This window comes from Rhizobium sp. 42MFCr.1, assembly GCF_000377185.1.
Taxonomy (GTDB): domain Bacteria; phylum Pseudomonadota; class Alphaproteobacteria; order Rhizobiales; family Rhizobiaceae; genus Rhizobium; species Rhizobium altiplani.
This window is the reverse complement of record NZ_KB897827.1, coordinates 161,783-173,131: the sequence shown is the minus strand read 5'-3', so window position 1 is coordinate 173,131 and position 11,349 is coordinate 161,783. Positions and strand designations below refer to the sequence as shown.

General features: G+C 58.8%; 22 protein-coding genes. All 22 read left to right on the top strand.

Annotation, left to right across the window (positions count from 1 at the left end; genetic code table 11):
* The first annotated feature begins 3 nt into the window (after positions 1-3).
* The 22 genes from tuf to rplO all read left to right on the top strand — a co-directional run bounded on the left by tuf (position 4) and on the right by rplO (position 11,179).
* Positions 4-1,179 carry an elongation factor Tu gene (gene tuf / locus C934_RS0112905; RefSeq protein WP_018857113.1) on the top strand — a complete coding sequence of 392 codons (1,176 nt, stop codon included), beginning with the start codon at positions 4-6 and terminating at the stop codon, positions 1,177-1,179.
* Positions 1,180-1,490: 311 nt separating this feature from the next.
* Positions 1,491-1,799, top strand: coding sequence for a 30S ribosomal protein S10 (gene rpsJ, locus C934_RS0112900; protein WP_003547547.1), 309 nt, complete (start codon positions 1,491-1,493; stop codon positions 1,797-1,799).
* Positions 1,800-1,833: 34 nt separating this feature from the next.
* Positions 1,834-2,475, top strand: a complete 642-nt coding sequence (rplC, locus tag C934_RS0112895; protein WP_018857112.1) for a 50S ribosomal protein L3 — start codon at positions 1,834-1,836, stop codon at positions 2,473-2,475.
* A 13-nt stretch (positions 2,476-2,488) separates the two neighbouring features.
* Positions 2,489-3,109 (top strand): 50S ribosomal protein L4, encoded by a 621-nt coding sequence (gene rplD / locus C934_RS0112890; RefSeq protein WP_007531661.1) that lies wholly within the window; start codon positions 2,489-2,491, stop codon positions 3,107-3,109.
* Positions 3,106-3,399, top strand: coding sequence for a 50S ribosomal protein L23 (locus tag C934_RS0112885; RefSeq protein ID WP_016553551.1), 294 nt, complete (start codon positions 3,106-3,108; stop codon positions 3,397-3,399). The genes rplD and C934_RS0112885 overlap by 4 nt, the downstream gene beginning before the upstream one ends.
* 11 nt (positions 3,400-3,410) lie before the next feature.
* Positions 3,411-4,247 (top strand): 50S ribosomal protein L2, encoded by an 837-nt coding sequence (gene rplB / locus C934_RS0112880; protein WP_018857111.1) that lies wholly within the window; start codon positions 3,411-3,413, stop codon positions 4,245-4,247.
* Positions 4,248-4,262: 15 nt separating this feature from the next.
* Positions 4,263-4,541 (top strand): 30S ribosomal protein S19, encoded by a 279-nt coding sequence (gene rpsS, locus C934_RS0112875; RefSeq protein WP_007531666.1) that lies wholly within the window; start codon positions 4,263-4,265, stop codon positions 4,539-4,541.
* 2 nt (positions 4,542-4,543) lie between these two features.
* Positions 4,544-4,933 carry a 50S ribosomal protein L22 gene (gene rplV / locus C934_RS0112870; RefSeq protein ID WP_018857110.1) on the top strand — a complete coding sequence of 130 codons (390 nt, stop codon included), beginning with the start codon at positions 4,544-4,546 and terminating at the stop codon, positions 4,931-4,933.
* On the top strand, positions 4,933-5,652 hold the full coding sequence (gene rpsC / locus C934_RS0112865; protein ID WP_018857109.1) for a 30S ribosomal protein S3: 720 nt from the start codon (positions 4,933-4,935) through the stop codon (positions 5,650-5,652). Before rplV ends, rpsC begins: the two co-directional genes overlap by 1 nt.
* Positions 5,653-5,685: 33 nt before the next feature.
* A complete protein-coding gene (gene rplP, locus C934_RS0112860; RefSeq protein ID WP_003573792.1) occupies positions 5,686-6,099 on the top strand; it encodes a 50S ribosomal protein L16 in 414 nt (137 codons plus the stop codon).
* A 12-nt stretch (positions 6,100-6,111) separates the two neighbouring features.
* Positions 6,112-6,312, top strand: a complete 201-nt coding sequence (gene rpmC / locus C934_RS0112855) for a 50S ribosomal protein L29 (protein ID WP_007531673.1) — start codon at positions 6,112-6,114, stop codon at positions 6,310-6,312.
* Positions 6,313-6,323: 11 nt separating this feature from the next.
* Entirely contained in the window at positions 6,324-6,563 is a 240-nt protein-coding gene (rpsQ, locus tag C934_RS0112850; RefSeq protein WP_007787739.1) for a 30S ribosomal protein S17, read from the top strand.
* 260 nt (positions 6,564-6,823) lie between these two features.
* A complete protein-coding gene (rplN, locus tag C934_RS0112845; protein WP_018857108.1) occupies positions 6,824-7,192 on the top strand; it encodes a 50S ribosomal protein L14 in 369 nt (122 codons plus the stop codon).
* A 12-nt stretch (positions 7,193-7,204) separates the two neighbouring features.
* The gene (gene rplX / locus C934_RS0112840; RefSeq protein ID WP_007531676.1) at positions 7,205-7,507 is read left to right on the top strand and encodes a 50S ribosomal protein L24; all 303 of its coding nucleotides are present in this window, start codon (positions 7,205-7,207) and stop codon (positions 7,505-7,507) included.
* Positions 7,507-8,064: a 50S ribosomal protein L5 gene (gene rplE, locus C934_RS0112835; RefSeq protein WP_016553557.1), complete on the top strand. Its 558-nt coding sequence runs from the start codon at positions 7,507-7,509 to the stop codon at positions 8,062-8,064. The genes rplX and rplE overlap by 1 nt, the downstream gene beginning before the upstream one ends.
* Positions 8,065-8,096: 32 nt before the next feature.
* Positions 8,097-8,402: a 30S ribosomal protein S14 gene (gene rpsN / locus C934_RS0112830; RefSeq protein ID WP_003573787.1), complete on the top strand. Its 306-nt coding sequence runs from the start codon at positions 8,097-8,099 to the stop codon at positions 8,400-8,402.
* A gap of 12 nt (positions 8,403-8,414) precedes the next feature.
* Positions 8,415-8,813, top strand: a complete 399-nt coding sequence (gene rpsH, locus C934_RS0112825) for a 30S ribosomal protein S8 (protein WP_004674934.1) — start codon at positions 8,415-8,417, stop codon at positions 8,811-8,813.
* A gap of 42 nt (positions 8,814-8,855) precedes the next feature.
* Positions 8,856-9,389, top strand: coding sequence for a 50S ribosomal protein L6 (rplF, locus tag C934_RS0112820; protein ID WP_018857107.1), 534 nt, complete (start codon positions 8,856-8,858; stop codon positions 9,387-9,389).
* A gap of 12 nt (positions 9,390-9,401) precedes the next feature.
* Positions 9,402-9,764 carry a 50S ribosomal protein L18 gene (gene rplR, locus C934_RS0112815; RefSeq protein WP_018857106.1) on the top strand — a complete coding sequence of 121 codons (363 nt, stop codon included), beginning with the start codon at positions 9,402-9,404 and terminating at the stop codon, positions 9,762-9,764.
* A gap of 132 nt (positions 9,765-9,896) precedes the next feature.
* Entirely contained in the window at positions 9,897-10,466 is a 570-nt protein-coding gene (gene rpsE / locus C934_RS0112810; protein WP_007531680.1) for a 30S ribosomal protein S5, read from the top strand.
* 14 nt (positions 10,467-10,480) lie between these two features.
* A complete protein-coding gene (gene rpmD / locus C934_RS0112805) occupies positions 10,481-10,690 on the top strand; it encodes a 50S ribosomal protein L30 (protein ID WP_018857105.1) in 210 nt (69 codons plus the stop codon).
* A gap of 15 nt (positions 10,691-10,705) precedes the next feature.
* Positions 10,706-11,179, top strand: coding sequence for a 50S ribosomal protein L15 (rplO, locus tag C934_RS0112800; protein WP_016553563.1), 474 nt, complete (start codon positions 10,706-10,708; stop codon positions 11,177-11,179).
* Positions 11,180-11,349: the final 170 nt, after the last annotated feature.

Sequence of the window (11,349 nt, the reverse complement as noted above, 5' to 3'; positions counted from 1 at the left end):
CAAATGGCAAAGAGTAAGTTTGAGCGCAACAAGCCGCACGTTAACATCGGCACGATCGGCCACGTTGACCACGGCAAGACGTCTCTGACGGCAGCGATCACGAAGTACTTCGGCGAGTTCAAGGCGTACGACCAGATCGACGCGGCTCCGGAAGAAAAGGCTCGCGGCATCACCATTTCGACGGCACACGTCGAATACGAGACCCCGAACCGCCACTATGCCCACGTTGACTGCCCCGGCCACGCCGACTACGTCAAGAACATGATCACCGGTGCTGCGCAGATGGACGGCGCGATCCTGGTTTGCTCGGCTGCCGACGGCCCGATGCCGCAGACCCGCGAGCACATCCTGCTTGCTCGCCAGGTTGGCGTTCCGGCGATCGTCGTGTTCCTCAACAAGGTCGACCAGGTTGACGACGCCGAGCTTCTCGAACTCGTCGAGCTCGAAGTTCGCGAACTTCTGTCGTCCTACGACTTCCCGGGCGACGACATTCCGGTCATCAAGGGCTCGGCTCTTGCCGCTCTCGAAGACTCCGACAAGAAGATCGGCGAAGACGCGATCCGCGAGCTGATGGCAGCTGTTGACGCCTACATCCCAACGCCTGAGCGTCCGATCGACCAGCCGTTCCTGATGCCGATCGAAGACGTGTTCTCGATCTCCGGCCGTGGTACGGTTGTGACCGGCCGCGTCGAGCGCGGTATCGTCAAGGTTGGCGAAGAAGTCGAAATCGTCGGCATCCGCCCGACCTCGAAGACGACGGTTACCGGCGTTGAAATGTTCCGTAAGCTGCTCGACCAGGGCCAGGCTGGCGACAACATCGGTGCTCTGGTTCGCGGTGTGAACCGTGACGGCGTCGAGCGTGGTCAGATCCTGTGCAAGCCGGGCTCTGTCAAGCCGCACAAGAAGTTCAAGGCTGAAGCCTACATCCTGACGAAGGAAGAAGGCGGCCGTCATACGCCGTTCTTCACCAACTACCGTCCGCAGTTCTACTTCCGCACGACGGACGTCACCGGCATCGTCACCCTGCCGGAAGGCACGGAAATGGTTATGCCTGGCGACAACGTCACTGTAGACGTCGAGCTGATCGTTCCGATCGCGATGGAAGAAAAGCTGCGCTTCGCTATCCGCGAAGGCGGCCGTACCGTCGGCGCCGGCATCGTCGCCTCGATCGTCGAGTAATCGAAAGACCGGCCGTTTCGCCTGAAGCGGCCGATTCGATGACATTATTATGATGCAAGCGGCGCTAGCCGCTTGCTTATTACAGAGAAATGTTGCAAATGGCGCGCGAGCGCGATTTGCGCCCTGCTTCGTTCATTGGAGCGGGTGACTACAACAAGCAATAAGGTGGTCGTAAGGCCTGAAGACTGGATAGGGATGCCGCATTCCGGTGCCCCTCTCGATCTTTGAAACCGGTGGTCCGCCTTAGGAAAAAAGAACAACCCGTGTCTGCCTAACAGGCACGTGGGAAACAAACACAAGGATAACGTCGAATGAACGGCCAAAATATCCGCATTCGCCTGAAGGCGTTCGATCACCGCATTCTCGACGCTTCGACGCGCGAGATCGTGTCGACGGCGAAGCGCACCGGCGCAAGCGTCCGGGGCCCCGTTCCGCTTCCGACTCGCATCGAGAAGTTTACGGTCAACCGGTCCCCACACATCGACAAGAAGAGCCGCGAGCAGTTCGAGATGCGCACGCATAAGCGCCTCCTCGACATCGTAGATCCGACCCCGCAGACGGTAGACGCGCTGATGAAGCTCGATCTCGCCGCCGGTGTCGATGTTGAGATCAAGCTCTGAGCCTTGCTCGAGCGGATTTGGAAGGATTGAACCGATGCGTTCAGGTGTGATTGCACAGAAGGTGGGTATGACCCGCGTCTACAACGACGCTGGTGAACATGTCCCGGTAACAGTACTGCGTCTGGATGGCTGCCAGGTTGTGGCCCAGCGCACTGTTGACAAGAACGGCTATGCCGCAGTCCAGCTCGGTGCTGGCACGGCGAAGGTCAAGAATACGTCGAAGGCGATGCGCGGTAACTTTGCTGTTGCCAACGTCGAGCCGAAGGCCAAGCTTACGGAATTCCGCGTCACGGAAGACAATCTCCTCGAGGTTGGCACCGAGCTCAAGGCTGGTCACTTCGCAGCTGGTCAGCTCGTCGATGTGACGGGCACGACGATCGGTAAGGGCTTTGCCGGCGTCATGAAGCGCCACAATTTTAGTGGTGGCCGTGCTACGCATGGTAACTCGGTTTCGCACCGCTCGCACGGTTCGACCGGTCAGCGCCAGGATCCCGGTAAGGTATTCAAGAACAAGAAGATGGCTGGTCACATGGGCCAGACGCGCGTAACGACTCAGAACCTGGAAGTGGTTTCGACCGACGAAGATCGTGGTCTGATCCTGATCAAGGGTGCAGTACCCGGTTCCAAGGGTGCCTGGATCATCGTGCGCGATGCCGTCAAATCGGCAGCGAAGTAAGGGAGCCGGACCAATGGAATTCAACGTCAAGACCCTCGAGGGAAAAGACGCAGGGAAGGTTTCTCTTTCTGACGCGATTTTCGGTCTCGAGCCCCGCGAAGACATTCTCGCCCGCGTCATCCGCTGGCAGCTTGCCAAGAAGCAGCAGGGCACGCACCAGGCAAAGGGCCGCGCGGACGTCTCGCGCACCGGCGCCAAGATGTACAAGCAGAAGGGTACGGGCCGCGCTCGTCACCATTCGGCTCGCGCTCCGCAGTTTCGCGGCGGTGGTAAGGCCCACGGCCCGGTCGCTCGCAGCCACGAACACGACCTTCCGAAGAAGGTTCGCGCCCTCGGTCTGCGTCACGCCCTCTCGGCCAAGCTGAAGTCCGACGATGTCATCATCATCGACAGCCTGGTTGCTGCAGAAGCAAAGACCAAGGCGCTGGCATCGGCTTTCGAGACGCTCGGCCTGACCAACGCGCTCTTCATCGGCGGCGCTGAACTTGATGGCAACTTCAAGCTCGCAGCTCAGAACATCCCGAACATCGATGTTCTGCCGATCCAGGGCATCAACGTTTACGACATCGTGCGCCGCGGCAAGCTCGTGCTTTCCAAGGCTGCCGTCGAAGCTCTAGAGGAGCGTTTCAAGTGACCGACCTTCGCCACTATGATGTGATCGTCTCGCCGGCGATCACCGAAAAGTCCACGCTGGTATCGGAAAACAACCAGGTTGTTTTCAACGTCGCCAAGAAGGCGTCGAAGCCTGAAATCAAGGCTGCAGTCGAGGCGCTGTTCGGCGTCAAGGTCACGGCCGTCAACACTCTGCTCCGCAAGGGCAAGACCAAGCGTTTCAAAGGTTTTGTCGGCAAGCAGCAGGACGTGAAGAAGGCAGTTGTGACGCTGGCTGAAGGCCAGACGATCGACGTCTCCACCGGTCTCTGAGGAATAATAAAATGGCATTGAAAACATTCAATCCTACGACCCCGAGCCAGCGTCAGCTGGTCATCGTCGACCGCTCCTCGCTCTACAAGGGCAAGCCGGTCAAGGCGCTGACGGAAGGTCTGACCAAGAGCGGCGGTCGTAACAACCTCGGCCGCATCACCGCCCGCTTCATCGGCGGCGGTCACAAGCGCACCTACCGTCTGGTCGACTTCAAGCGTCGCAAGTTCGACGTTGAAGGCACCGTCGATCGTATCGAATACGATCCGAATCGCACGGCTTTCATTGCGCTGGTGACCTATGCTGACGGCGAAAAGGCCTACATCCTCGCTCCGCAGCGCCTCGCTGCCGGCGACAAGGTCATCGCTTCCGAGAAGGCTGTCGACGTAAAGCCCGGCAACACGATGCCGCTGCAGTTCATCCCGGTCGGCTCCATCATCCACAACGTGGAAATGAAGCCGGGCAAGGGTGGTCAGATCGCTCGCTCCGCCGGTTCCTACGCACAGCTCGTCGGTCGCGACCAGGGCATGGCGATCCTTCGCCTGAACTCTGGCGAACAGCGCCTCGTGCACGGCACCTGCCTTGCTTCGATCGGTGCGGTTTCGAATCCGGATCACGCCAACATCAACGACGGCAAGGCCGGACGTACTGTTTGGCGCGGCAAGCGTCCGCATAACCGCGGTGTCGTCATGAACCCTGTCGACCACCCGCACGGCGGTGGTGAAGGCCGCACCTCTGGTGGTCGTCACCCGGTTACTCCGTGGGGCAAGCCGACCAAGGGCAAGCGCACCCGGTCGAACAAGTCGACCGACAAGATGATCATGCGCTCGCGTCATCAGCGTAAGAAGTAAGAGAGGAAGTCTCCAATGGCTCGTTCAGTATGGAAAGGTCCGTTCGTTGACGGCTATCTTCTCAAGAAGGCTGAGAAGGTTCGTGAAGGCGGACGTGCAGAAGTAATCAAGATCTGGAGCCGTCGCTCCACGATCCTGCCGCAGTTCGTCGGTCTCACCTTCGGCGTCTACAACGGCAGCAAGCATGTTCCGGTCAGCGTCAATGAAGACATGGTCGGTCACAAATTCGGTGAATTCTCTCCGACCCGGACCTACTACGGTCACGGTGCGGACAAGAAGGCAAAGAGGAAGTAACAATGGGCAAGGCAAAAGCCGAACGCCGGCTGAAGGACAACGAGGCGCAAGCAGTCGCCCGCACGCTCCGCGTCAGCCCACAGAAGCTCAACCTCGTTGCTGCGGTTATCCGCGGCAAGAAGGTCGATCGTGCACTCGCTGAGCTGGAATTCTCCCGCAAGCGTATCGCAGGCGCCGTCAAGAAGACGCTCGAGTCTGCGATCGCCAACGCCGAGAACAACCACGACCTCGACGTCGACTCCCTGGTCGTCGCCGAAGCCTATGTCGGCAAGTCGATCGTCATGAAGCGTTTCCACGCTCGTGGCCGCGGCCGCGCTTCTCGCATCGAGAGGCCGTTTGCGCACCTGACGATCGTTGTCCGCGAAGTGCAGGCACAAGAGGAGGCCGCATAATGGGTCAGAAAATTAATCCAATCGGTTTCCGTCTTGGCATCAACCGTACCTGGGATAGCCGCTGGTTTGCGGACAATGCCGAGTACGGTCAGCTGCTGCACGAAGACCTGAAGATGCGCAAGTTCGTGATGAGCGAACTGAAGCAGGCTGGTATCGCCAAGGTGGTCATCGAGCGTCCGCACAAGAAGTGCCGTGTCACGATCCACTCGGCTCGTCCGGGCCTGATCATCGGCAAGAAGGGCGCAGACATCGACAAGCTCCGCAAGAAGCTGTCGGACATGACGAATTCCGAAACGCACCTCAACATCGTTGAAGTTCGCAAGCCGGAAGTCGACGCTACGCTCGTCGCACAGTCGATCGCTCAGCAGCTCGAGCGTCGTGTTGCTTTCCGTCGCGCCATGAAGCGTGCCGTTCAGTCTGCAATGCGTCTTGGCGCCGAAGGCATCAAGATCACCTGCGCAGGCCGCCTCGGCGGTGCTGAAATCGCTCGTACGGAATGGTACCGCGAAGGTCGCGTTCCGCTGCACACGCTGCGCGCTGACATCGACTACGGCACAGCTGAAGCGGAAACCGCTTTTGGCATCTGCGGCATCAAGGTTTGGATCTTCAAGGGCGAAATCCTTGAGCACGATCCGATGGCCTCCGAGCGCCGCGCACTCGAGGGTGACGCTCAGGGTCCGGCAAGCCGTGATCGCGATCGTCGCCGCGACAACGCTTAATAGCGTTGGTGGATAAGTTCGGAGAATAAGAAAATGTTGCAGCCAAAGCGTACCAAGTACCGCAAGCAATTCAAGGGCCGCATCAAGGGCGTCGCCAAGGGTGGTTCTGACCTGGCCTTCGGCGAATTCGGCCTTAAGGCTCAAGAGCCGAACCGCGTGAATGCACGCGAGATCGAAGCGGCCCGCCGCGCGATCACGCGTTACATGAAGCGCGCCGGCCGTGTATGGATCCGCGTGTTCCCGGATGTTCCGGTAACCGCAAAGCCGACCGAAGTCCGTATGGGTAAGGGCAAGGGCTCTGTCGAATACTGGGCATGCAAGGTCAAGCCAGGCCGTATGATGTTCGAAATCGACGGCGTCAGCGAAGAAATCGCTCGTGAAGCGCTTCGCCTCGGCTCTGCCAAGCTCTCGGTCAAGACGCGCTTCGTTCAGCGTATTGCAGAGTAAGGAGCAAGGCACATGAAAGCCGAAGAAGTACGCGGCCTCACGGCCGATCAGCTCAAGGACAAGCTCGCCGACCTGAAGAAGGAGCAGTTCAACCTGCGCTTCCAGAAGGCAACCGGTCAGCTGGAAAAGTCCTCGCGCATCAACGAAGTCCGTAAGGACATCGCCCGCGTGAAAACCATTGCCCGCCAGAAGGCGGCAGAAGCAAAGGCGTAAAGGAAAACATCATGCCGAAGCGCATTCTGCAGGGCGTTGTCGTTGGCGACAAGAACGAGAAGACTGTCGTAGTTCGCGTTGAGCGTCGTTTCGCTCACCCGCTGCTCCAGAAGACCGTTCGTCGTTCCAAGAAGTACAAGGCCCACGACGAAAACAACCAGTACAAGATCGGCGATACCGTATCCATCGAGGAATGCGCGCCGATTTCCAAGGACAAGCGCTGGACGGTCGTTTCCGCCCAGGCCAAGTAAGATTTTTGCGCGAGGCCTTGCGTCTCGCGGAAATATCTGTATGAAGCAGCGTCAGAACGCTCGTTCGTCGAGCGTTCTTTTGCTTTGAGCGCACGGAAGGTCCCGACGGGAAACCACCCTGGCACGATCGATCCCGCGCTATTCAAGCTATTGCCGTGTTTTCGCCTGTCCTTGTGGCAAGCGGCCGGCTGACAATTTTCATAAGCCGGGGTAGGGGGCGAAAGCCCAACCATTCCGGTAAACCAAAAAGGCGACCTGATATGATTCAGATGCAAACAAACCTCGACGTGGCGGATAATTCCGGCGCACGTCGTGTCATGTGCATCAAGGTGCTGGGCGGCTCGAAGCGCAAGTATGCCGGGATCGGCGACATTATTGTCGTTTCGATCAAGGAAGCGATCCCGCGCGGCCGCGTGAAGAAGGGTGACGTGATGAAGGCGGTGGTTGTTCGTACCGCCAAGGAAATCCGTCGCGTTGATGGCAGCATCATCCGCTTCGACACGAATGCAGCAGTCCTCATCGACAACAAGAAAGAGCCGATCGGCACCCGTATCTTCGGACCGGTTCCGCGCGAACTTCGCGCTAAGAACCACATGAAGATCATCTCGCTGGCTCCCGAAGTACTGTAAGGAGCGCGAAGGATGCAAAAGATTCGTAAGGGCGACAAGGTCGTCATGCTCGCAGGCAAGGACAAGGGCCGTACCGGCGAAGTCCTTCAGGTTCTGCCCAAGGAAGATCGCGCCGTTGTTCGTGGCGTCAACGTCGTAAAGCGCCACCAGCGCCAGACGCAGAGCCAGGAAGCCGGCATCATCAGCAAGGAAGCTTCGGTTCACCTGTCCAACGTCGCAATCGTCGACAAGGATGGCAAGCCGACCCGCGTTGGCTTCAAGGTTGTTGACGGCAAGAAGGTCCGTGTGGCCAAGCGTTCCGGTGAGGTGATCTGATGGCTGACGCAAAGTACGAGCCACGGCTCAAGAAGGAATATGTCGAGCGCATTCGTGCGGCGATGCAGGAGAAGTTCTCCTACGCCAACGAGATGATGATTCCGAAGCTCGACAAGATCGTAATCAACATGGGTGTTGGTGAAGCAACGGCTGATTCGAAGAAGCCGACTGTTGCTGCAGCCGACCTGGCCGCTATTGCCGGCCAGAAGCCGGTCATCACCCGTGCACGCAACTCCATCGCTGGCTTCAAGGTCCGCGAGCAGATGCCGATCGGCGCAAAGGTCACCCTGCGCGGCGCTCGCATGTACGAGTTCCTGGACCGTCTCGTGAACATCGCGCTTCCGCGCGTTCGCGACTTCCGCGGCCTGAACCCGAAAAGCTTTGACGGCCGTGGCAACTTCGCCATGGGCATCAAGGAGCACATTGTGTTCCCTGAGATCAACTACGACAAGGTTGATCAGATGTGGGGCATGGACATCATCGTTTGCACGACGGCAACGAAGGACGACGAAGCGCGGGCTCTCCTGACAGAGTTCAACTTCCCGTTCCGTCAGTAACCGTAACGACGAGCGTAGAAAAGGAACCGCACATGGCGAAGACAAGCGCAGTTGAAAAGAACAAGCGCCGCCGTACTACGGTCGCTAACCAGGCTGCCAAGCGCGCAGCTCTGAAGGCGATCATCATGAACCAGGCTCTTCCGATCGAAGAGCGGTTCAAGGCCTCGATCAAGCTGGCATCCCTGCCGCGCGATGGATCCAAGACCCGCATTCGCAACCGTTGCGAAGTATCGGGCCGTCCGCGCGCATACTACCGCAAACTGCGCATGTCGCGTATTGCGCTGCGTGAACTCGGCAATCTCGGCAAGGTGCCGGGCATCGTCAAGTCGAGCTGGTAAGGAGCAGGTTAGATGACAATGACTGATCCGTTGGGCGATATGCTCACTCGCATCCGTAACGGCGCTTCTCGCCGCAAGTCGTCGGTCTCGACGCCTGCTTCGAAGCTCCGTGCACGTGTTCTCGATGTTCTGCAGTCTGAAGGCTACATCCGTGGCTACTCCGTTGTCGATTTCGGCAATGGCAAGTCTGAGCTCAACATCGAACTCAAGTACTATGAAGGCGCATCGGTGATCCGTGAGATCGGCCGTGTGTCCAAGCCGGGCCGCCGGGTTTATGTCTCGGTCAAGTCCATTCCGCAGGTCGCGAACGGCCTCGGCATCACTATCCTTTCGACCCCGAAGGGCGTGATGGCCGATCACCAGGCTCGCGAACAGAACGTTGGTGGCGAGGTTCTTTGCTCGGTCTTCTAAGGCTGAGCAGGGATCTCCATAGCGGACAGACAGGATATAAAAATGTCTCGTATCGGTAAAAAGCCCGTTCAGGTGCCTGCTGGGATCACGGCTACGGTCGATGGCCAGAAGGTTACCGCTAAGGGCCCGAAGGGCGAGCTGTTCTTCGTCGCAAACGACGAAGTCGGCGTGAAGCTCGAAAATAATGCGGTCGTCGTGACGCCGCTCAGCCAGACGAAGAATGCTCGTGCAAAGTGGGGCATGTCCCGCACGATGATCGAGAACATCTTCAAGGGCGTTAAGGACGGCTTTGAGCGCAAGCTCGAAATCAACGGCGTCGGTTACCGCGCGTCGCTTCAGGGCAAGAACCTGCAGCTGGCACTCGGCTTCAGCCATGACGTTGTGTATGAGCCGCCGCAGGGCATCACGATCACTGTGCCGAAGCCGACGGAAATCGTCGTCACCGGCATCAACAAGCAGCAGGTCGGCCAGGTTGCCGCTGAAATCCGCGAATACCGCGGTCCTGAGCCTTACAAGGGCAAGGGCGTCAAGTATGCCGAAGAGCGGATCGTCCGCAAAGAAGGCAAGAAGAAGTAAGGATCACGCGAAATGGCTAGCAGGAAAGAAGCACTTGCACGTCGTGCCAACCGCGTGCGTCGTCACCTCAAGTCGGTGGCCAACGGCCGTCCGCGCCTGTCGGTTCATCGCTCGTCGAAGAACATCTATGCTCAAGTCATTGACGATGTCGCTGGTAAGACGCTTGCGTCTGCCTCGACCCTCGACAAGGACCTGCGCGGTTCTCTGAAGACCGGTGCTGACACGGCAGCAGCTGCCCTCGTAGGCAAGCTCGTTGCTGAGCGCGCCTCGAAGGCAGGCGTCAAGGACGTCGTATTCGACCGTGGCGCCTTCATCTACCACGGCCGCATCAAGGCCCTGGCAGAAGCAGCCCGCGAAGGCGGTCTGTCCTTCTAATAAAGTTTCCGGCCGGCAGCCTTAGGGTACCGGCCGGATATCACCGGACCGCAGGCGTCCCGAAAAGGGGAGGCCGATGCGGTCCTCGTTTTGTTTGCCGATTGCACCCGGAAAAGAAAAAGGAAGAGGACAATGGCACAGGAAAGAAGGCCGCAGCGGGAAGACCGCCAGGCCCGTGAAGAGCGCGATAGCGAATTCGTCGACAAGCTGGTCGCGATTAACCGCGTTGCCAAGGTTGTTAAGGGTGGCCGCCGTTTCGGTTTCGCCGCTCTCGTCGTCGTTGGTGACCAGAAGGGCCGCGTTGGCTTCGGTCACGGCAAGGCACGCGAAGTGCCGGAAGCAATCCGCAAGGCGACTGAAGCTGCCAAGCGCGAACTGATCTTCGTACCGCTGCGTGACGGCCGTACGCTGCATCACGACGTTCATGGCCGCCATGGCGCCGGCAAGGTTCTGCTTCGTTCGGCCAAGGTCGGTACCGGTATCATCGCCGGTGGTCCGATGCGCGCTGTTTTCGAAACGCTCGGCGTTCACGACGTTGTCGCCAAGTCGACCGGTTCCTCGAACCCATACAACATGGTTCGCGCTACCTTCGACGCTCTGAAGCACCAGGTTCACCCGAAGGACATCGCAGCTCAGCGCGGCATCAAGTATGCAACGCTCCAGGCTCGCCGTGCCGCTTCTGGCAATGCCTCTGAAGAATAAGAGGAGTCTGACAGATGGCTAAGGCTACCAAGAAGACTGAAGCGAAGACGGTTATTGTCGAACAGATCGGCAGCCCGATTCGTCGTCCGGACGTCCAGCAGCGCACGCTGATCGGCCTCGGACTCAACAAGATGCACCGTCGCCGCACGCTGGAAGATACTCCTTCCGTTCGTGGCATGATCCGTGCTGTCCAGCATCTCGTTCGCGTCGTCGACGAGAAGTAAGCCGGGAGATTCGCTATGAAACTCAATGAAATTAAAGACAACGAAGGTTCGACCCACAGCCGCAAGCGCCTCGGCCGCGGTATTGGTTCGGGCTCGGGCAAGACCGGTGGTCGCGGTGTGAAGGGTCAGAAGTCCCGTTCCGGCGTCGCTATCAACGGTTTCGAAGGCGGTCAGATGCCAATCTACCGTCGCCTGCCGAAGCGCGGCTTCAACAACATTTTCAAGGCCGACTTCGTCGTCGTGTCGCTTGAGCGTGTTCAGGCTGCGATCGACGCTGGCAAGCTCGACGCCAAGTCCACGGTTGATGCAGCAGCTCTCAAGGCTGCCGGCGTTATCCGTCGCGTCAAGGACGGCGTTCGCGTTCTCGCCGACGGCGAGCTGAAGGCAAAGGTCAAGTTCGAAGTTGCTGGCGCTTCCAAGCCGGCTGTCGAAAAGATCGAAAAAGCTGGCGGTTCCGTCACGCTTCTTTCTGCCGCAGCTGCAGAATAATTAATCTTATGATAAGTCGCCCGGGGTGCTTCACACCGGGCGATTTTGCTCCCATATGTGAGCCTCACAAAAACCGGCTGGACGCACGTGCGTCATGGACGGTAGGAACGAACACAAGGGTGAGGCATAGGTTGCGTTCGCAATCCGTCCGAAACCCGCTTTTGAATAAT

Excerpts from the sequence above, each read along its gene's own strand:
- tuf (WP_018857113.1), top strand. The coding sequence starts at position 4 with ATGGCAAAGAGTAAGTTTGAGCGCAACAAGCCGCACGTTAACATCGGC.
- rpsN (WP_003573787.1), top strand. The coding sequence starts at position 8,097 with ATGGCGAAGACAAGCGCAGTTGAAAAGAACAAGCGCCGCCGTACTACG.
- rpsJ (WP_003547547.1), top strand. The coding sequence starts at position 1,491 with ATGAACGGCCAAAATATCCGCATTCGCCTGAAGGCGTTCGATCACCGC.
- rplF (WP_018857107.1), top strand. The coding sequence starts at position 8,856 with ATGTCTCGTATCGGTAAAAAGCCCGTTCAGGTGCCTGCTGGGATCACG.
- rplE (WP_016553557.1), top strand. The coding sequence starts at position 7,507 with ATGGCTGACGCAAAGTACGAGCCACGGCTCAAGAAGGAATATGTCGAG.
- rplN (WP_018857108.1), top strand. The coding sequence starts at position 6,824 with ATGATTCAGATGCAAACAAACCTCGACGTGGCGGATAATTCCGGCGCA.
- rpsC (WP_018857109.1), top strand. The coding sequence starts at position 4,933 with ATGGGTCAGAAAATTAATCCAATCGGTTTCCGTCTTGGCATCAACCGT.
- rpsE (WP_007531680.1), top strand. The coding sequence starts at position 9,897 with ATGGCACAGGAAAGAAGGCCGCAGCGGGAAGACCGCCAGGCCCGTGAA.
- rplB (WP_018857111.1), top strand. The coding sequence starts at position 3,411 with ATGGCATTGAAAACATTCAATCCTACGACCCCGAGCCAGCGTCAGCTG.
- rpsS (WP_007531666.1), top strand. The coding sequence starts at position 4,263 with ATGGCTCGTTCAGTATGGAAAGGTCCGTTCGTTGACGGCTATCTTCTC.
- rpmC (WP_007531673.1), top strand. The coding sequence starts at position 6,112 with ATGAAAGCCGAAGAAGTACGCGGCCTCACGGCCGATCAGCTCAAGGAC.
- rplO (WP_016553563.1), top strand. The coding sequence starts at position 10,706 with ATGAAACTCAATGAAATTAAAGACAACGAAGGTTCGACCCACAGCCGC.
- rplC (WP_018857112.1), top strand. The coding sequence starts at position 1,834 with ATGCGTTCAGGTGTGATTGCACAGAAGGTGGGTATGACCCGCGTCTAC.
- rplX (WP_007531676.1), top strand. The coding sequence starts at position 7,205 with ATGCAAAAGATTCGTAAGGGCGACAAGGTCGTCATGCTCGCAGGCAAG.
- rplP (WP_003573792.1), top strand. The coding sequence starts at position 5,686 with ATGTTGCAGCCAAAGCGTACCAAGTACCGCAAGCAATTCAAGGGCCGC.
- rpsQ (WP_007787739.1), top strand. The coding sequence starts at position 6,324 with ATGCCGAAGCGCATTCTGCAGGGCGTTGTCGTTGGCGACAAGAACGAG.
- rpmD (WP_018857105.1), top strand. The coding sequence starts at position 10,481 with ATGGCTAAGGCTACCAAGAAGACTGAAGCGAAGACGGTTATTGTCGAA.
- rplV (WP_018857110.1), top strand. The coding sequence starts at position 4,544 with ATGGGCAAGGCAAAAGCCGAACGCCGGCTGAAGGACAACGAGGCGCAA.
- rplD (WP_007531661.1), top strand. The coding sequence starts at position 2,489 with ATGGAATTCAACGTCAAGACCCTCGAGGGAAAAGACGCAGGGAAGGTT.
- rpsH (WP_004674934.1), top strand. The coding sequence starts at position 8,415 with ATGACAATGACTGATCCGTTGGGCGATATGCTCACTCGCATCCGTAAC.
- rplR (WP_018857106.1), top strand. The coding sequence starts at position 9,402 with ATGGCTAGCAGGAAAGAAGCACTTGCACGTCGTGCCAACCGCGTGCGT.